This window comes from Paraburkholderia sp. J12, assembly GCF_905220215.1.
Classification (GTDB): domain Bacteria; phylum Pseudomonadota; class Gammaproteobacteria; order Burkholderiales; family Burkholderiaceae; genus Paraburkholderia.
Genome location: NZ_CAJMZC010000010.1, coordinates 69,720 through 87,131 on the forward strand (window position 1 = coordinate 69,720; position 17,412 = coordinate 87,131).

Here is a 17,412-nt window from a genome sequence, read left to right on the forward strand (position 1 = left end):
CAGAACGTTTAGCGTATGCAACGAACCGACCGAGGGGGCGGGTGCCAATACGCCCGCCGCGCCGCTAGTGTTTCAGCACTTCGTCGTCGACGACTGGCGGCTCCTCGAATGTGTGGAATGGGGCCGGGCTAGGGACTGTCCATTCCAGTCCATGGGCGCCGTCCCAAGGTTTTACCGACGCGCGCTCAAGACCGTGGGCTCCGCGATATGCTGGCAATGCGACGGCGAAGAGGAAATAGACCTGCGACAGTCCGAAGCCGAATGCTCCAATGGTCGAAATCTGGTTCCAGTCGGTAAATTGGGCGGGGTAGTCCGCGTAACGCCTTGGCATGCCTGCGAGTCCGAGAAAATGCATCGGGAAGAAGGCCACGTTGAAGAAGATGATGGATGCCCAGAAGTGGATTCTGCCTCGCGTCTCGCTGTACATGTACCCGGTCCATTTCGGCTCCCAGTAGTACCAGCCCGAGAAAAGCCCGAACAGCGAGCCAGCAACGAGTACATAGTGGAAATGCGCGACGACGTAATATGTTCCATGAAGCTGGATATCAATTGGGGCCATCGCGAGAATGAGACCTGTGAATCCGCCCATCGTGAAGACGAATAGAAAGCCAATAGCAAATAACATGGGTGCCTCGAACGTCAGAGATCCGCGCCACATTGTGGCAACCCAGTTAAATACCTTTACGCCTGTTGGCACGGCGATCACCATCGTGGCATACATGAAGAATAGTTGCCCCATTACCGGCATACCGGTCACGAACATGTGATGCGCCCAGACGAGGAACGAGAGGATCGCGATCGATGCGGTTGCATAGACCATGGATGCGTATCCGAACAACGGTTTTCTCGAGAAGGCCGGGATGACCTGCGACACGATCCCGAAGGCGGGCAGGATCATGATATAGACCTCAGGGTGCCCAAAAAACCAGAAAATGTGCTGGTACATGATAGGATCCCCGCCGCCGGCAGCATTAAAAAACGAGGTTCCAAAATGCCTGTCGAACAGAAGCATTGTGATGGCGCCTGCCAGAACCGGCATGACCGCGATGAGCAGGAACGCCGTGATCAGCCAGGTCCAGCAGAACATCGGCATCTGCATCAGCGACATACCGGGCGCGCGCAGATTGAGTATGGTCACGATGATGTTGATTCCGCCCATGATTGAAGACGCGCCCATGATGTGCACGGCGAAGATTGTCATGTCCATCCCAGGGCCCATCTGTTCGGAGAGCGGAGCATACATCGTCCAGCCCGCCGCCTGACCGCCTCCGGGTGCGAGGAACGATCCCAATAAAAGCGCAGCCGCTGCGGGAAGCAACCAGAAGCTGAAGTTGTTCATCCGTGCGAAAGCCATGTCGGACGCGCCGACCTGCAGCGGAATCATCCAGTTTGCAAAGCCGACGAAGGCTGGCATGATCGCGCCGAAGATCATGACCAGGCCATGCTCGGAGGTCAGTTGATTGAAGTATTCCGGCCGCATCAGCTGGAGTCCGGGCTCGAACAGTTCCGCCCGGATCAGCAGGGCAAAGACGCCGCCCACGAGAAACATCGTGAACGAAAAAATCAGATATAGCGTTCCGATGTCCTTGTGATTGGTCGCGAAAACCCAGCGTCGCCACCCCTGCGGAATGGCGTGTTCGTGCGAATCGTGAGCGCCATGAATATCGATCGAGCTCATGCTCTCTCCCCGGCAAAAAAGAGTGCCGTAGGACGGAGCGCGCATTTGCCCGGCTGGGCGAGGGATGTGCAAGCAAAATCAGGCCGGGAGGCCGGCGTGCCGACCGGGAAAGCCAGCCGCCGGATCAAGATGAAGCTGTGGGCCAATTGCGCGCCAGATCCGTCGAGTGAACAAATCCGGGCGGGACACCAATGAGCTACGGCTCCCCCCAGGGATCGTAGGCATCATTAGCCAAGACACGGCGGTTGTGAGGAGGTATGCCATCTCCTTGCTGCCACAACAGTCTAGGAATTGCTGAAGACGGAGGCAATCTTCCGGGTGTAGGGATCAGCCCTGGCCTGGTTGTTACGCAACCGCCATTCGGGAAAGCGCACCGACTGTCGCGAAACCCAGTATCGTCATGACAATGGAAGCCGACACATGGATGGCCACTTCGCCGGCTGCCCAGCCATACCGTCCCTGTTGAAGGTCGCCCACGACTTCGGCGGAGAACGTCGAAAAGGTGGAGAGCCCACCCATGAGGCCCGTCGTCACAAACAGGCGCCACTCCGGGGGAATTTGGGGGAGCCGTGCGAAGAATGCAATCGCCACGCCAATGATGTAACCAGCGATGACGTTTGCCGCCAGCGTACCGAGCGGCAGGTCCGGATACAGTCCGTTCAGACGCAGACCCAGAAACCAGCGAAACAGCGAACCCAAAGCTCCGCCGATAGCAACCGCAAGAACCGATTGAAACATGTTTGATGCCCCAGTTTTTGATTTGACCTCGACAACGTCCAAGGTATGGCGCGCGTCTGGTGGGTTGTAGGCATCATCGGCTCGACACGGGAGCGGTTAAAGGAGAATGCCATCTCCTTGATTAATTTTATCATGCCGCACTGCAGCGTCAAGCTACCGACTCAACCTGTCGTGGTGACGTGCAGAGTGCACCCGGATGGAGCACAGACGAATCTGGTTCATTCAGGAAACGCGTGCTAGACTCACGTCGCGGAGATGGCATTCTCCTCTAATCGCCACGCCAAGTGGCTAATGATGCCTACGGGACCTGGACAGGGCGCGTAGGCATTTGTCTTTTCGCGGCATGCCAGGCATTGGATGACGATTTGCCTGGTGACCCCGTGAGCCTTCCTCCCCGATCCCGAGCTGCAGCTTCTTCGCTTCGTCATACGAGCTCTCTGCGAGGCACCGTTGTGCCACCCAACCCTTGTGTACGCCGCTGCCTGCACCGAAGAGTCTCTGTGCGGCGGCCGAACGCTGGAGCGCGAATTGGCGCGACACATGGCCAGCCGGGCGCATTCGCTGCCTGGACCAGGCTGCGCGCTATTCCGGAGGCGGCGGTGTCTTCCCGGCCGCGCCGGGTCAGGATTCGGGAGCGCGTCCGATCGATCGTGCATTCATGTAGCCGTATGTTTGGCTTTGCGATCGAAACGCGCTCTGCAAAGGGGCACTGAACCGCGATAGGTCTCAATGGGCCTGTTGCGAGCCAAAGCAGCGGTTTTCCAGGTGCTTTGAGAACCGGGGGAAACGATGGAACTGAACAGACGGATGCGAATGCTTCGCACAGGTCTTGCGCCTGGTAGCCGTGGGCTGGATGAGATCAGCGTTGTTGTGACAGTTCCGGCGTTTCATGCGCTGGTTCACTACGAACCGGACAGAAAACTGGGGGGCTGAGGATTGCCGGAATGCTCCGGAGCGAGCCCTGCCTCGTCCATAGCCGTGGCTTCATTCCACGGACGCTTGCCGGAGACGCTCGGCCTCTTGAGGTTGTCGTCTTTGCGCCGTGGATGCTTGATCAGCTCTCGCTATTCGGCGCATGTCAAGTCGGAGTACTTACTATTTTCCAGGCTGGGATTGCGGAACCGGGGATCATAGGGGTCTCGGCGGACAGCATTTGCTGCGCGACGGTATCAATACGGAATGCAGATGATATTGAGTTTGCGGACCGGGCACGAATCGCAGGTTTTTCAGGTTGCGAGACGACCTCTTCGGATAGGGAATTTTGCACTGACTGGGCGAATGCATGCCGTGCAAGGGATGTGGTCCGCGCTGCGGTGCGCGTTCGTCCAGCCTGGACAGTGTCGCTGCAAATGAACTGCCATGTCACAGCAAAAAGTGGAGCAGAAACGCGAAAAACAGGGCCGAAGACTTGCGACGCTGAGCGCTCGGCGGTATGCTTTTACTCAGGAGATGGCATTCTCCTTAACCGTCGGGGCCGCCGACTGATGATGCCTGCTGCTTGTGCAAGCGTGCGTGCGAAACGCACCTGAGTCAACACCACAACAGTAGGGTCATCATGGATAAAACTTTTCACCGCTGCCTCGATCGACTGCGCCGAGTTGCAGTACATCTCCTGTTTCCCCCCAGAACGATGGCCACGCGCTTCCCTGTTGCGCGAATGGTGCCGATTCCCATCAGGAACAAGCATCATGTCGCCCGGTTCGCTGGGCGCGATTCCCATCTTCACTGACCCGATTCAGCCTGTGAACGACAAGACCTCGTTGGATTGGTGCGCACGCCCATTCACGTGCAAACACCATTCCGTCGAGGCAGGGGGATCTAGAATGCAGATCGAATTGAGTAAAGATCAATATGGGGTAGTGCCCACGCCCTCCCAGGAACACGGCGTTACTGTCGAACATGACGGCAGCATGGACGTGAGGGTCTTGCTAAGCCATATGCGTGTCACGACAAACGGTACGGGGCGCCAGAATGCGCCGGAATGCTGGGAGGCTGCGTTGCGCGAGCTTGGCCACGTGAGCATCTTCGCTTTCGCGACGGGAGAATTCATGCTGATCGGACCTGAAGGAGAGCGTGTGCGTGCGGAGTCGCTTGGCGTGGCGTTGCAGGACATGCTCCGTCGTCGGAGATCCAGGGGTAGCGGCCGGGACGAGAGCGACTGACGTTGTCTTGCGCCGATGCCGGCGTAACGAAGCTGACGAACTGCAGGTGCCGGGACCCGTGTCAGGAGAAAATCATGCATGACATTCTTGCAGGTTATGACGGCTCTGCTTCAGCCCAGGACGCGGTATGGTTCGCGACGGACCTCGCTGACAAGGAAGCGGCTCGGCTGCATATTCTCACGGTCGCCCGACTGCCGGACTGGGGCGCGCTGTCCTATGAGCGCCCGGAAATGATGGAGATGGAGAAGCAACACTGCGAGGACTTGATCATGGAGCTCAAGGGGCAACCGGCCCTGTCCGGCAAAGCTGTTCATTACGAGGTAGTGGTTGGCCATCCGGCGAAGGAACTGGTGTTGTACGCCGAGCGTCACAACATCGACCACCTGGTTGTTGGGCATCGCGGACGAACGGCATTCGATCGCTGGCTACTCGGTTCGGTGGCAAGGCAAGTGATCGCCTATGCACCCTGCTCCGTCACCATCGTACGCAGGCGGACCAGTGACGGCGCGAGCAAACAAGGCTGACGTGTATGCCTGTCGATCCGTTGATGCGAGAGTCCGGACGATGGACGTCGGGTGTGATAGCCGGACTACTGCCGGATCTGGCTCAGCGTGTGCAGGACGCCGCCGAGGTCCTCGATGGTATCCACCACAATCGCCGCGGTAAAGCGCGGTCCTACGCTGGATGCCCAGAAGCCCTGGATATTCACGCCGTTGTCCGCGAGTCGGCGCACGATAAGAGCCGTCAGACCTCGCCGCTCGGGCCCCTCGATCCGGATCAGATGCAACCGGTGAGCAAGGTCGAATCCGGCGTCATGGGCCGCGCTCCTGGCGCCGGTGCCGGTTCCCGGTGCGATGAGGACGCTCCCATGCGCACGATCCAGTGCGTCGAATCGTGCAAGCACCAGCGCAAGATCGGCGCCGGCATCGACAAGCGTCTCGAGTTTTTCGGCTAGCACCGACGGTTGTTCGCCGATCTCGGCTCGCCATGCATCGAGCGTTTCTACGGAGAATTCCATGTCTACCTCCCACGCGCATGGTCGCTCGCTGAAAAGGCTGGACAGCAATGCCGTCGATGCGCAGTCGATGGATCCACGTGGCTGCACGGCTTTTTCAAAAACGACCCGCCTGGCACAATCCTTACTGGAACGCGGCGGCAAGCAGTCTGCTTGATGTCGCGTCTGGACGTACCGGTGAGCAGGCATCATCAGCCCGGACAGGCGATTGGGGAGAATGCCATCTCCATGTTTTGAGTGTAGTGCTCGGGTCGATCCAGGGCAACGCGATGCGATGCTCAATCGTTGGACAAGGGGGCCGACAGGTGATGGGCGAAATCCCTGAACGAATCTATCGCGGTCTGGTGATTGCGGTGGAACTCCTGCACCAGTCTTCAGGCGCCATTGCGGCGCATGCGCAGCACCGTGATCGTCGTGCGGAGTGCGAGGACCGCAAAAGGCTTGTGGCCTCCGCGCGTGAGGCGTAGCATTGTGACATCTACGGAGATGGCATTCTCCTTAACCGCCCTCCGGGCTGATGATGCCTACAGGCCCCGCTATGGGAACCTGAGGCTCGCCCGGCGACTTCGGTGAAGCCTTTTGCGCCCGCAGGGATCGTTGGACGGTCGCTTCACCGTTTCTGCCAAGATCGCGTTTTCCACTTTGCACTGGCTGTTTGCTCGCATGTTTGTCTGCGACGGTTTTCCTGTCGCTGGACGCATTTGCCGCGAGCGGGTTGTGAATCGGGAAAGGCGTTATTAAATCTTGCAGCAGCGATTGCCTCGCGAAGGCAAAACATGTCAGTGACCGACCGTCGACGCAATTCAGAGTACCCACACAGTTGCGTATGGACGTCACAGAGAATTTTCGGAAACTGTCGCGTGCGCGTTCGCTGATTCCCGATGCCTCCCAGATGGCCGCGCTCGGATGCCTCCAGCGGAGCTATGACGGCTGGCATGCGTACGAGGCAGACATCGCGAATCCGCTGCGGCGGCTGATCAAACACCCCGAACCTCCGAAAGGAATCTACCTCTGGGGAAGCGTTGGGCGCGGAAAGACGCTCCTGATGGACTGCTTCTATGCTGTGGTACCGGTCAGGAAGAAGACTCGCCTTCATTTCCACGAGTTCATGCATGACGTGCATCTGTCGCTTGAGGACCTGCGGGGGCAGCCTGATCCACTTGATTCCCTCGGGTGGCATTTGTCGTCGCTGTATCACCTCATCTGTCTCGACGAGTTTCATGTGACAGATATCGCCGACGCCATGATTCTCCACCGGCTGCTCTATACGCTCTTCGACAATCGCGTTCAGATCGTGGCGACATCTAACTATTTCCCTGACGACCTCTATCCGGATGGACTGAACAGGGATCGCTTTCTTCCGGCAATTGCGCTGATAAAGGACAAACTGGAAACCGTTGAGGTCGACGCTGGTGTGGATTACCGGGAGCGAGCAATGGCGGGGATGACGACTTACCACTTCCCGGCCAGCAGCGAAACCCAGACTGCCTTGAAAGTGGCCTTTGAGGCCCTGGCAGAGGGTTCGGATGAAAACCCGGTGCTAAGCATCGAGCGACGGCAAGTGAGGGCTCGTCGCCGAGCTGGCGGTATTGTCTGGTTCGACTTCGGAACGTTATGCGGCAGCCCCCGCTCGCAGAATGACTATCTTGTGCTGGCAGCGCGGTTCAAGGCCGTAATCCTGTCGGAAGTGCCGCAAATGACAGCGCAGGCAGAAGCGGCGGCGCGGCGGTTTACATGGCTCGTCGACGTGCTCTACGACCATAATGTCAAGTTGATACTCTCGGCCGCCGTCGCGCCGGACGAGCTCTATCCGGGTGGCCCCCTTGCTGGTGAATTTGCGCGCACGGTATCGCGTCTAAAGGAAATGCAGTCGGTGCTGTATCTCCAAAGCGCGCGGCGACCGGTTGCCAAAGCCTGGACGCAGGAACCGGGATCGCCATGCGACGACACGGTCAGAAGCGTTTGACCAGCGCGTTTGACAGAGTCACCGTGTGCCGCCTGCGCAAGGGCACAGCGCGCCGCGAATGCCGGAGAAGATGAAGCCGGGAGGCAAAAGCATGATCTATAGCGTGGAAGATAGATCGGATGGCCAACTGGAAGCGCTGTGCAAGCAGATTGGTATCGCGATAGAAATGGTTCACGAGTATCTGACCGGGCGGCAGTCTCCTTCCGGTGGATTCTGCTTTTATCGCTCCAGTTACGTCGATCATCCCAACATTGCAGATACGGCATGTGCGGTGCGATCGTTTGCGATACTAGGCCAGCCAGTTCCTCATGCCGATCAGGTGAGGGCTTTTCTCTCAAGCCTCGAACGCAACGCGCGGCCGGAGTTTCTGTTCCAGCTTGCCACGGCACTTCATGACCTGCGAGGCGGTCCGCTGCCGGATGAACTTGTGCAATCGGTCAGCAGGCTTCATTTTCTTCCGCCCCCCGCACGCGAATTCCAGCAAACAGGCTGGTTGCAGCGTACGCGCTTTGTCGTCCATCTGAAGAAGATGTTGTCCCAGGCCGATGATGAGGTATCGATGATCGCGGGGTATGTGCGCGCTGAAGAGGTCGACGGTGGCTTCGGGACCACGCCTAACCTCTGGGATACGTGGCTCGCCCTTGACGTCATGCGAGTCGCAGGCATTGCGTTTCCTGCGAACACGGCAAAGTTCGTCGATCTGTTGCAGGTCGGACCTTCAGGTTTCACGCTGTGTGCAGATACGCAGGTGTCAACGATGAACACCGTCTTTGCAGGCGCGCAGTGTTGCGCCATGTTGGGTTTGCCGGTCCGATACCCCGACGATGCGGTCCGGTTTGTTCTCGCCTGTCAGGTCGGAAGCGGTGGATTCGCTGCGTCGCCAGGGGCGCTCCCCGACCTCGAATTGACCGAGCGTGCGCTGAAAACGATGGAGCAACTCTGCGTTGTCCTTCGGCCGGGGTGAGTTGCGTGGTGCCTTCGGAAAATTGCGCGGTAGGGTAGCGCGCCCTCATCGCATCCGAGGGCCATTCAAACGAATCTGCGGGCTCAACCTTGATCCAGGAGTAAGCGAAATGCCGGGAAAACACGGGAAGGGCGTGTCAAGGCGGCACCTGACGCGCGAGATGTTACTGCCAATTCCGGCAGCGAAAGCACAGATGCGTTCCATGCGGGCGCATCTTGCTCTCGTCGCGATGCGCAAGGGGCAGGGAAACGGCAGTCTCGCGGGAGAACTGGTCAAATCCGTGTACATGACGTGGCTTCTCGCGAGAGACTCGGGATGTACCGATCCCGCGATCTTTGAGGCCGCAGAGATTGGATTGCAGCGATGCATCGAACTGGTGCCGCAAGATGGGCTCTGGAAGGTCGACGAGACGGCCTGTGTTGCACTTGAGGCCGTTCTGCGCATGCAAGATGAGCAACTGGCGACGATACCTGCCTATCTGCTTCGACGGGCAGCGGCAAAGATGGAGCACGTCATCGATTCTGGCCGACTTCCCTCGGTGCGGGACGCGCATGAAACGTCTGGTGCACCGGACCCGGTGCGGCATTAGTCCGATTCAGGCTAGCGCAAAAGGAAGTGCAACCCGATACCAACGAGCACGATGAAAACCAAAAGCGTCAAAAGTCCCTTCAACATGTTGAGCGTGCGATGAACGACTGTGAAATGGGCGAAGCCGTAGCGTATCAGGAGACGCATGGGAAGGAGATATCTCGGCGTCATTGGGAGCGTACCCGATGTGCGTGGGACGATACTGGGCTGCGGAGGAATCTATGAACAGGAGCGAAGATGCCAGACGGGCCGCAACGCTGGCATCGCTCAATGTATCGATGGCGCGCCAGTTGGCAGACCGCTACTGGGCTGGTTCAGATATCCGGAGAAAGCTGGGAATGGCTTGCCCGTCCGGAGAGTTTGAGTATGGAAGGCTTGATCTCGCTCCGTGGACTGGAGAGGGCTTGCACTGGGGCGTATAAGCGGGGAAGTTATTGCGCTGCGCCACGAAAGACATTAAGCTTCATGCGAGTACGGAGATGGCATACCTCCGATAAACGCCGGAAAACTCCGGCTGATGATGCCTACCGGTTCCTGGTCAGGGAAGCAGTAGGTATTTCTGCGGCGTTCTGCTGCCCAGGTTTGAGTTCTTCAAACCATTTCATGGCGATTCGACTGTCGTATATGAAGCGTCTTCTCCGGGCCGCCGCGCGCGTGGCATTGTTGCGCCAGCAGTTTTTCCGCGGGGATCCAGACAACTCGCGATCAACGCGAGGGCGCGTTCGTATCAATGTCTCGCGCTCGATGTGTGGGGGATGTAGACGGATGCAGCGAGGTTTGACGAATCGTTCTTTGACCCTTCCCGGTTTTTTGGGAATCTGGGGGATGTGTGAATAGCAATGAGCACTGCTATGGTCCGTGTTCTCTTGTACTCGTCCGCCACGGCGAATCAGAGTGGAACCGCATCGGCAGATTTACCGGGTGGATGGACGTCGATCTTACACAGCGGGGCGAGTCGCAAGCGCGGGGGGCAGGGCAGCTTCTTGCGCGCGAAGGATGGCAATTCGATCTTGCCTATACGTCCATGCTCAAGCGGTCGGTGCGTTCGCAATGGCTGATCCTCGAGGCGCTGGATCAAACCTGGGTCCCTGTCTTGCAAGACTGGAGGCTCAACGAGCGTCACTATGGCGACCTCACCGGGAAGCTGAAAACCGAGGCGATCCAGACATATGGTACGCAGGAAATCCTGCACTGGCGCCGCTCATATCGCGGTACACCACCGCCGCTCCCGACCGGAGATCCTCGTGACGTCTCCGGCGATCGTCGATACCGCTACCTGCGTGCGGGGCAGCTTCCGAGCACCGAGTCGCTGCACGATACGGTGACGCGCGTCCGTGAGTTCTGGCGTGCCGTGGCCTGTCCGGCGATCAGGTCAGGACAGAGGTTGATCATTTGCGGCCACGGAAACAGCCTACGCTCACTGATTCAGATTATCGATGGTATATCGGACTACGAGACATCGCAGCTTGACATTCCAAACGGCGTGCCGCTCGTCTACTGGTTTGATCGTCAAATGAGGCCGACCTGTCGATGCTATCTTGAGGAGCCCGTATCGGGCGAGTCCAACATTCTTTGAGTGTACGGTTCGCCGACCACGGGATGGGAAGGGGCAGACTGTGCCAACGGCTATCGGGGAGTCGGTGCAGCGCGAAGCGTTGCGCCGGCCTTGCGAATTCCGGACCAGATGTTTCCCCGCAGGCCGACACGTTAGCATGGGCACGACGGCGATTGAACTGGACACAAGGAGAAGTGCATGCGAATCGTTCTTACGCGTCACGGGGAGGTCGAGGGAATCGCTCCACCTCGCTTTCGTGGCCGGGCACAACTGCAACTGACAGAGGTTGGCCGGCAGCAGGCTCATGCTCTAGCCGCTGCCGTGGCGGAGCGTTTCAGGCCGGCCGCCGTGTATACAAGCCCCATGCAGCGGTGCCGCGATACCGGCAGGGAAATCGCAGCGGCATGCGGCGTGGGCGAACGGGTACTCGAAGGCATTAACGACTTCGACTATGGCGACTGGCACTGGAAAACACATGAGGAAGTTAAAGCCGCATTCCCTGCCCAGTTCGATCTGTGGAAATCTGCGCCACAATGGATGAGTTTTCCTGCTGGGGAATCACTGCAGGCTGTCGCATTGCGGACTATGGACGCTTTGCGCGAACTGCTTGTCGTGCATGAGGAAGATACGGTAGTGCTGGTGGCACACGATAGCGTCAACAGGGTCATACTGCTGCACGCGCTTGACTTGTCACTGTCCGCCTACTGGCGAGTGGAACAACATCCATGCTGCCTTAACCTTCTCGATGTGGGAATGGATGGTCGCGCGTCCATCAAGATAATTAACGAGACCGCTCACCTGGGCACCCATCGTTAGCAAGACGTCAACGGTATGGTCGGCGGACCTCCAGGCAGCCGGGGACGTCATTGTGCTTGGGAATCCAAGAGGCATCGGTGCGCTGCCTTTGGCGTTCAAGAGGGACTCGAACTCTGCAGGAGTTCTGGCGTCGGGGGGCTGCTGGTTGCCTGCGAGGAGTGGGGAACTGGTTCTTGCCTGCCTTGTGGCAGAAGGAAATGAATGTGCGCGCATTGCTGGTTCAATTGTCGATGATGCATCGAATGTGGTCATCGAGTAGCACCTTCCGCATGAAATATAAATAATTAGCTATCTTGAGTAATATGTGAGGGTTATTCGGTCCTCCATTTTCTCTCGAGACCGGGGAGATTAAAAAAAGACTGCTGCGTCCGCGAAGCGTGGCGCTATAATTCATCGTCTCTCTATGGTTCCGTGACGGGAACCTCCAACCGGCCGCCAGGCCGGTTTTTTTTGATGCCGCAGAGACAATCGTCCCGCAAGATCAGGAACAGTCGCTGGTCTGCCTGCGGCGAGTGTTTCGGCTAAGCCATCGGAGTGGCTGCATTCGCGTGCAGTACCGAGTGGTTTTCCAGAGGCCCATGCAGATTGCCTGTGATCACCACAGATCGTGGCGCGCCGGTTAAATTCTGTTGCGGTGCATCGTGGAGGTCGGTTAAACTCCCTCTGCAATGGAGATGGCATACCTCCGATAACCGCCGCTATACCGGCTAATGATGCCTGCACATTCCTGGGTTCGGGAGGTGCGGGCGATTCTTGGGCGCTCCCGCCCCGTTACCCAGGCTTGAGTTCTTCAATTCTGGATTCAATTTCATGTGGATTCCTGAGCGCTTAATGCTCAATCGCGCAAGACGACTGCGCCTGGCGGGTTCTTGCAGCCCAAACTTGCGTCAGGAAGCGGCTCACAGAGTCCGAACGATCGTTACGTTTACTCGCGTACCTCCCGAAGCGCCTCCAAAGCATCCTGTTGACCCGGTATCGTCACCAGACCGCCGTTCTGATGCGCTTCAGCGTAGAACCGGAGCAGCCTGTCACGTCTGACAATCTGCCGACTGCGTCGGCAGGATTCGGCTAGAGCTTGAGCAACCGGGCTGCTGGCGCCTCGGGAGGGCTTGTTAAGCCAATGATTCGCAATACGTATCATTTGTGAGCGCGGTGTCAGATGTGAGGCATCTTGCCGTTCATCCATCTTTCTAACTTGGCTGCATATTGAATTTCACTACTTATTAATAATGGAATAAAAGAATGAAGAGGTCTCGAAAGAGGCGTGTCACGAGCGCAATGCTCTTGCCTATACCCGCTTCGGTGGCGCAAATGAAGTCCACGCGGGCACATCTTGCCCTGGCGGCGCTTGAATGCGGCAATGGGAACGGGGATCTCGCGGCAGAGTTGATACGCTCTATCTACATAACTTGGTTCCTGGTGAGCGGTGATCCAGGGGGCACCGCTGATCTGTTTCTCGCCGCGGAGGCGGTCATGCAGCGATGTCTGGAGAACGTCGTCGTCGAGAAACGCTGGCGAGTAGACAGGTCTGGAGGGCAGGTGCTCGCGCGAGTACTTTGTGTCCTTGATCGGGAACTGGATACAGCGCCCGGTCATCTTGTCTTGAGTGCGCTCGAACGGTTCGAGGAGTCTGTGCTCTCAGGGACGATGCCAAGTGTTGCAGACATGCTTCGGCGTACAAGACCGTCGGAAGCTGACGGTCTTGGCGGTCAGCGTACCCGGCTCGCTGGCTCATAGTGCAGGCCTTGATGGCACGATCCCAGCGACATTCACAACGATGTAAAAAATGAATAGAGTGCAGAAGTCTACCGCGCTACTCAGCGTTTCTCGTCGGGAAGTGAGGCTCGACTTTCCGGGTTATGAGGGAAGCCGCGAGCCTGTCACGATCGACATCCGCGGCCTGTATGTGCAGACCGACCTGGACGGAAGAGCCAATGGGCGATGAGCGCGCCATCGTTTGGGCGAAGACGCTCGCCCTCCTGGATCCTGCGCAAGCGAAAGCGACACTGAAGCGGGCCAGTCGTGTTGCGCGATCCGCTGCGCGCCCGACGAGACCGGTTGAGGATCTGAGATCGCTGATGCGCATAGTCGACCGGCCTGACCCGGAAACGGTATTGGTTTCGTGGAGCGACCCTCTCTCAGGGCACTCGGCGGAGGAGACGTGGCGGAAAGGGACGGCGAAGCGGTCGGGGAAATGTCTGCTGAACGGCATCCATATTCGCAAAGGTGATCCGGTTTACCGACGCTCTACACGAAATAGGATTGCACACACGAGCGGTATGCTGGCAGCTTGCTCTATCGAGGAACTTTTGTGTAACCACTTGCGCCCGCGTTTTGCCTGACCCTCTTCAGGCCACTACCGTGATGGCCATGGGATCGCATGCCTGATCAATGGAGAATGTGCGGTTCCGTTCAGGCGTATATTGCCGCCGCCAGTGTGTCGGAAAGTACCTTGAAATGTAGATCGATTGAGTGCAACCACGGCTGTCGGAGAATACGGGTTGGGGATTGTTTCGCCTTAGAGAGAAGACTAAACTTGTTTTTGAATAGAGGTGACATGCCTCCGAAAACTGTTCCAGCCCATGTTCCATTTCTTCGGACCCCGGATTGAACGGGTACCTTATCCCGGCTCCAGAGTCTTGCCCGGGAATCCATACTGATCGTCCGGTATGAGGGCGAAATCTGCCGGCGACCAACCGCCTATCCTGTGTCGCGCCCAAAGGGCAAAACCGGCTACCTTCGCGAGGTACCAGGTTTCGAAGAAAATCTATTGCGCAATGCCTCGCCGTGTCCATGCGGCGCCACGCAGGTCCGACTGAGGGACACGGGTCCTGGGAGCGAATGTCCCAGATCGTTGGCTGGGCGATCTGGCATAGTTGGAGCCAAACCGGCCAGGCTAGAAAGGAGGGAACATGTCGGAAGTCGATCTGGGTAGCCTCAACGCAGCCATAGGGCGAGCGGTTGCGAGACATCGAGTAAAAAGCGGTCTGACGCAGGAAGAGTTGGGTCACGAACTGGGTCTTCGGGACGAAGCGATTTCCCGGCTTGAGCGCGGCGTTGTAATGCCGACCGTCGTCAAACTGATGGAACTGGCCGATATCTTCGGTTGCAATATCGCTGACTTGATGACGGAGGGGAGTTCGCGCAGCAGTGATCAGGCGAAGCATCTCGGACAGTTGCTCGGCAAGCTGAACGGTGATGATCGGACAATGGTTCTTGAACTCGTCGAGCGACTCGCGGGACGTCTAACCAGGCGCTAGTCCTGTGCGATCTGGTCGGGGATAGCCCAGCGACACGGGGAGCGCGCATCTCCGTTGGCGACAAGAGCGGCTGAACTACAGATTGTGCATTCAGCCGCTTTAACTTCTGCAGATCGGCCACGCTAACGGACCGGTCAGGCTGGTCGAGCATGAGGTAGCGAATGACAGGTCGAGGGTCGGCTCTCTCCGACACATGACGCGCTTGCACATATGGGTTTCATCCGGAATCCATTGCTTACCGGTGCCGCTCAAATGGCGAACAACGGCCCGGACGGTCAGCCAGCGAGAGGGCATTCATGTGCATAGCGAGAAAATCCGCGATCAGATCATCGATTTCAATCGTCAGCGGTTGCGAGTCGATCGCGAGCGTCAAAACCGTGATTCGGTGCTTCTTTGATCGGGTGAAGCTTTGTTCCTTGATGCGAATCTGATTTGCACCGTACGGCACCTCAAGTATCGTCTCCAGACGCTGTGACTTTTGTGGCAATTTCCCTGGCCATTCCCGCAGCGATTTCCAGCGCTTCGCTAGCGCTGGATGCGCAGCAGTCTCCACGATAGACGGTCGCCTTGATATCTGGCGCTTCAGGAGGTAGCACCGTAACCACCCAGACATAGTGGCCAGGGGTATCGGACTCTATCGAAGGTCGAATCAGTTTTCCGCCGGCAAGGATCGATTCAATTCTCATTTCGTTGGGCTGCCTTCAAACACACGCCATTAGTGTCGCATTTAATACGCATCGTCAGTTGCCTCGATCGGGCGCTTTAGAAAACGCGAGAGTTCGCCGAGAGCCGTCCGGCAGACATCGCGCTTGAAGTCAACGACATACTCCATGGATGCCCAGTAGCGCTTCCAGCTCCAGCTGTCGAATTCGGCATGATTCGTCGTGTGGAGGCAGACATCGCAGTCCTTGCCAATCATTCTTAGCAAAAACCAGATCTGCTTCTGTCCACGAAAGGTTCCCCTGTTTCCGTGCCGGAGAAACTGCTCCGGAACGTCGTAGCGCAGCCAGTTTTGTGTCCGGCCCATTACCTTGACATGCTCGGGAAGCAGGCCAGTCTCTTCATGGAGCTCCCGAAACATGGCCTGAAGAGGCGTTTCGCCGTAATCGATCCCGCCCTGTGGGAATTGCCAGTTGTGGTCGCGAACGCGCTGCCCCAGAAAGACCTCATTCCGGTCGTTGACCAGCACGATGCCGATATTTGGACGATAACCTTCGCGGTCAACCATATGAATACCCGACCGTCTTTTGCAGCCCGAAAATCCTCGAGGAAAAGTCCGCGTGCGTCGGGTAGCTTCTACCTGCGAGCCAAAGAGGGTCGAGGCAAAGCGCATCGCATCGCAATGTTCGCATGACTTGTCCTGCGGGAACAGGCTTGAAGAACTCAAACCTTGACTACGGGAAGGGGAATCAACAGATGGACCCGCCATTTCCCTGTAACAAGGGCTAGCAGGCATCATCAGCGGCTTGCGCCAGCGGTTAAGGGAGGTATGCCATCTCCATAGATGCAGTGTAAATCAGGAAGGCAGGCATGACAACCGGCCGATCCAGTGCCGCCGTTGCAGCGTAGGTATCCGTCATGGGCGACGCCGGGAATTCGTTCGGTTATGGTGGTGCTAGAATCAATCTGGCGCGATGGTATACCTTGTCTAATCCGGGCTTTGCGCGCGGCTAATGCTGCTGCGGGATCAGGTGCCGGAAGCTGCAGGAATCGGTCTAACTCTGTATTTGAATTCAATAATAAGTATTCCATATTGAATAAGGAAGTCGCATACGCATACCTTACGTACGACTGGTCTCTTCAGGGTGAAATGGCAAATGGTTTCAGCAACTTTGACGGGAGAAAACATGAGCTACAAGGACATCCTCGTACTCCTCGACGCAGGCCCCGATCTTGAGACGCGTATGGACGCCGCGATAGATCTTTGTCGTCGCTTTGATGCGCAGCTGCTCGGAGTCGATGTCAGCACGCCCCAGGCGTTCAGCAGTGGTTTTTCCGAAAAGGCCCGGCATCTTCAAGATATCTTCGAAGAGCGGATTAATGCGGCGTCTGTAATTGGAGAATACCGCGCGGCCGGGAGCCGAACCTCGAGCTGGAAAGACTTTTATACGCATTACACGGATCTCGTGGTGGCGTCACAATCTGGCGAGGAATCGGAACATATCGCCGCAAAGGGCATCCCCGACGAGATCGTGGCTAGCGCGGGGGTGCCCGTCATCGTTTTGCCTGGCGGCTGGACGCCCGCTACGCTCGGCGAAAGCGTGGTCATAGCGTGGAACTCGACGAGAGAAGCCACTCGTGCACTACACGATGCGTTGCCTATACTGCGGCAAGCCGCCCGGGTGACAATATTCGAGCATGCACCGCCATCAGATCACGTTGATGATGCACCGAAGCTTGTTCAGACACATCTTGCGCACCACGGTATTGAAGCAGAGATTTTCACATGGCCGGACGACGCCAACGCCGAGCCTATCGACACGCTGTTCACTTGTATCGACCGCCAGCGCGCTGACCTCATCGTAGCAGGGGGATTTGGCCACCCCAAGGTCATTGAGAATCTGTTCGGCAGCATGAGTCGGGAATTGCTCCATAACTGGACCGTGCCGGTACTTATGTCTCATTGAAGCTCCGCTCGTTCAGGTAGAAACGGTCGCTACGCCTCCGACG

Annotated in this window: 15 protein-coding genes, 2 pseudogenes and 9 riboswitches; of the genes and pseudogenes, 12 read left to right on the forward strand and 5 right to left on the reverse strand. The window is 57.7% G+C overall.

All coding sequences use genetic code 11. From position 1 onward, the window contains the following. Positions 1 to 64 precede the first annotated feature (64 nt). Both ctaD and crcB read right to left on the reverse strand, forming a co-directional pair. The gene (gene ctaD / locus U5760_RS20765) at positions 65 to 1,678 is read right to left on the reverse strand and encodes a cytochrome c oxidase subunit I (RefSeq protein ID WP_322014172.1); all 1,614 of its coding nucleotides are present in this window, start codon (positions 1,676 to 1,678) and stop codon (positions 65 to 67) included. Positions 1,679 to 1,889: 211 nt separating this feature from the next. Next, positions 1,890 to 1,955, reverse strand: a riboswitch (Fluoride riboswitch). Positions 1,956 to 2,023: 68 nt separating this feature from the next. Then, a complete protein-coding gene (crcB, locus tag U5760_RS20770; protein ID WP_322014173.1) occupies positions 2,024 to 2,416 on the reverse strand; it encodes a fluoride efflux transporter CrcB in 393 nt (130 codons plus the stop codon). 60 nt (positions 2,417 to 2,476) lie between these two features. Beyond that, positions 2,477 to 2,542, reverse strand: a riboswitch (Fluoride riboswitch). A gap of 116 nt (positions 2,543 to 2,658) precedes the next feature. Next, a riboswitch (Fluoride riboswitch) is annotated at positions 2,659 to 2,724 on the forward strand. A gap of 618 nt (positions 2,725 to 3,342) precedes the next feature. Here crcB and U5760_RS31690 point away from each other — a divergent pair. The 3 genes and pseudogenes from U5760_RS31690 to U5760_RS20780 form a co-directional block, all read left to right on the forward strand. After that, positions 3,343 to 3,720: pseudogene (locus tag U5760_RS31690) on the forward strand (inorganic diphosphatase); the annotation flags it as partial. Between the two features lie 132 nt (positions 3,721 to 3,852). Continuing rightward, positions 3,853 to 3,917: riboswitch (Fluoride riboswitch) on the forward strand. 187 nt (positions 3,918 to 4,104) lie between these two features. Then, the gene (locus U5760_RS20775; RefSeq protein WP_322014174.1) at positions 4,105 to 4,578 is read left to right on the forward strand and encodes a hypothetical protein; all 474 of its coding nucleotides are present in this window, start codon (positions 4,105 to 4,107) and stop codon (positions 4,576 to 4,578) included. Between the two features lie 74 nt (positions 4,579 to 4,652). Further along, positions 4,653 to 5,102, forward strand: coding sequence for a universal stress protein (locus tag U5760_RS20780; protein WP_322014175.1), 450 nt, complete (start codon positions 4,653 to 4,655; stop codon positions 5,100 to 5,102). Positions 5,103 to 5,167: 65 nt separating this feature from the next. On the opposite strand, the gene U5760_RS20785 is transcribed toward U5760_RS20780, so the two are convergent. Beyond that, positions 5,168 to 5,596, reverse strand: coding sequence for an amino acid-binding protein (locus tag U5760_RS20785; RefSeq protein WP_322014176.1), 429 nt, complete (start codon positions 5,594 to 5,596; stop codon positions 5,168 to 5,170). Here U5760_RS20785 and U5760_RS20790 point away from each other — a divergent pair. The 8 genes from U5760_RS20790 (at position 5,595) to U5760_RS20820 (ending at position 14,742) form a co-directional block, all read left to right on the forward strand. Then, positions 5,595 to 5,750 carry a hypothetical protein gene (locus U5760_RS20790; protein WP_322014177.1) on the forward strand — a complete coding sequence of 52 codons (156 nt, stop codon included), beginning with the start codon at positions 5,595 to 5,597 and terminating at the stop codon, positions 5,748 to 5,750. The two genes, U5760_RS20785 and U5760_RS20790, sit on opposite strands and share 2 nt — an antisense overlap. A gap of 18 nt (positions 5,751 to 5,768) precedes the next feature. After that, positions 5,769 to 5,830: riboswitch (Fluoride riboswitch) on the reverse strand. 236 nt (positions 5,831 to 6,066) lie between these two features. Beyond that, positions 6,067 to 6,127, forward strand: a riboswitch (Fluoride riboswitch). Positions 6,128 to 6,419: 292 nt separating this feature from the next. Then, complete coding sequence (zapE, locus tag U5760_RS20795; protein WP_322014178.1) at positions 6,420 to 7,559, forward strand: cell division protein ZapE; 1,140 nt, start codon at positions 6,420 to 6,422, stop codon at positions 7,557 to 7,559. 91 nt (positions 7,560 to 7,650) lie between these two features. Beyond that, the gene (locus U5760_RS20800) at positions 7,651 to 8,523 is read left to right on the forward strand and encodes a prenyltransferase/squalene oxidase repeat-containing protein (RefSeq protein WP_322014179.1); all 873 of its coding nucleotides are present in this window, start codon (positions 7,651 to 7,653) and stop codon (positions 8,521 to 8,523) included. A 109-nt stretch (positions 8,524 to 8,632) separates the two neighbouring features. Then, on the forward strand, positions 8,633 to 9,112 hold the full coding sequence (locus tag U5760_RS20805) for a hypothetical protein (RefSeq protein ID WP_322014180.1): 480 nt from the start codon (positions 8,633 to 8,635) through the stop codon (positions 9,110 to 9,112). Between the two features lie 465 nt (positions 9,113 to 9,577). Next, positions 9,578 to 9,645, forward strand: a riboswitch (Fluoride riboswitch). A 295-nt stretch (positions 9,646 to 9,940) separates the two neighbouring features. Continuing rightward, entirely contained in the window at positions 9,941 to 10,687 is a 747-nt protein-coding gene (locus tag U5760_RS20810) for a 2,3-bisphosphoglycerate-dependent phosphoglycerate mutase (RefSeq protein ID WP_322014181.1), read from the forward strand. 177 nt (positions 10,688 to 10,864) lie between these two features. Continuing rightward, positions 10,865 to 11,482, forward strand: a complete 618-nt coding sequence (locus tag U5760_RS20815; RefSeq protein WP_322014182.1) for a histidine phosphatase family protein — start codon at positions 10,865 to 10,867, stop codon at positions 11,480 to 11,482. A gap of 661 nt (positions 11,483 to 12,143) precedes the next feature. After that, positions 12,144 to 12,209: riboswitch (Fluoride riboswitch) on the forward strand. 1,351 nt (positions 12,210 to 13,560) lie between these two features. Beyond that, positions 13,561 to 13,824, forward strand: coding sequence for a DUF3331 domain-containing protein (locus U5760_RS31695; RefSeq protein ID WP_415914149.1), 264 nt, complete (start codon positions 13,561 to 13,563; stop codon positions 13,822 to 13,824). Between the two features lie 570 nt (positions 13,825 to 14,394). Further along, positions 14,395 to 14,742: a helix-turn-helix transcriptional regulator gene (locus tag U5760_RS20820; protein WP_322014183.1), complete on the forward strand. Its 348-nt coding sequence runs from the start codon at positions 14,395 to 14,397 to the stop codon at positions 14,740 to 14,742. A 235-nt stretch (positions 14,743 to 14,977) separates the two neighbouring features. Here the strand turns inward: U5760_RS20820 and U5760_RS20825 are convergent, their stop codons facing one another. Continuing rightward, on the reverse strand, positions 14,978 to 15,295 hold the full coding sequence (locus U5760_RS20825) for a hypothetical protein (protein ID WP_322014184.1): 318 nt from the start codon (positions 15,293 to 15,295) through the stop codon (positions 14,978 to 14,980). Positions 15,296 to 15,481: 186 nt separating this feature from the next. Then, positions 15,482 to 15,970: pseudogene (locus tag U5760_RS20830) on the reverse strand (RNA pyrophosphohydrolase); the annotation flags it as partial. 214 nt (positions 15,971 to 16,184) lie between these two features. Further along, a riboswitch (Fluoride riboswitch) is annotated at positions 16,185 to 16,251 on the reverse strand. A 338-nt stretch (positions 16,252 to 16,589) separates the two neighbouring features. On the opposite strand from U5760_RS20830, the gene U5760_RS20835 reads away from it, so the two are divergent. Further along, positions 16,590 to 17,369, forward strand: coding sequence for a universal stress protein (locus tag U5760_RS20835; protein WP_322014185.1), 780 nt, complete (start codon positions 16,590 to 16,592; stop codon positions 17,367 to 17,369). Positions 17,370 to 17,412 lie beyond the last annotated feature (43 nt).

Coding starts and splice junctions, on each gene's coding strand:
- ctaD (WP_322014172.1), bottom strand. CDS start 1,678: ATGAGCTCGATCGATATTCATGGCGCTCACGATTCGCACGAACACGCC.
- crcB (WP_322014173.1), bottom strand. CDS start 2,416: ATGTTTCAATCGGTTCTTGCGGTTGCTATCGGCGGAGCTTTGGGTTCG.
- U5760_RS20775 (WP_322014174.1), top strand. CDS start 4,105: ATGTCGCCCGGTTCGCTGGGCGCGATTCCCATCTTCACTGACCCGATT.
- U5760_RS20780 (WP_322014175.1), top strand. CDS start 4,653: ATGCATGACATTCTTGCAGGTTATGACGGCTCTGCTTCAGCCCAGGAC.
- U5760_RS20790 (WP_322014177.1), top strand. CDS start 5,595: ATGTCTACCTCCCACGCGCATGGTCGCTCGCTGAAAAGGCTGGACAGC.
- U5760_RS20785 (WP_322014176.1), bottom strand. CDS start 5,596: ATGGAATTCTCCGTAGAAACGCTCGATGCATGGCGAGCCGAGATCGGC.
- zapE (WP_322014178.1), top strand. CDS start 6,420: ATGGACGTCACAGAGAATTTTCGGAAACTGTCGCGTGCGCGTTCGCTG.
- U5760_RS20800 (WP_322014179.1), top strand. CDS start 7,651: ATGATCTATAGCGTGGAAGATAGATCGGATGGCCAACTGGAAGCGCTG.
- U5760_RS20805 (WP_322014180.1), top strand. CDS start 8,633: ATGCCGGGAAAACACGGGAAGGGCGTGTCAAGGCGGCACCTGACGCGC.
- U5760_RS20815 (WP_322014182.1), top strand. CDS start 10,865: ATGCGAATCGTTCTTACGCGTCACGGGGAGGTCGAGGGAATCGCTCCA.
- U5760_RS31695 (WP_415914149.1), top strand. CDS start 13,561: ATGCGCATAGTCGACCGGCCTGACCCGGAAACGGTATTGGTTTCGTGG.
- U5760_RS20820 (WP_322014183.1), top strand. CDS start 14,395: ATGTCGGAAGTCGATCTGGGTAGCCTCAACGCAGCCATAGGGCGAGCG.
- U5760_RS20835 (WP_322014185.1), top strand. CDS start 16,590: ATGAGCTACAAGGACATCCTCGTACTCCTCGACGCAGGCCCCGATCTT.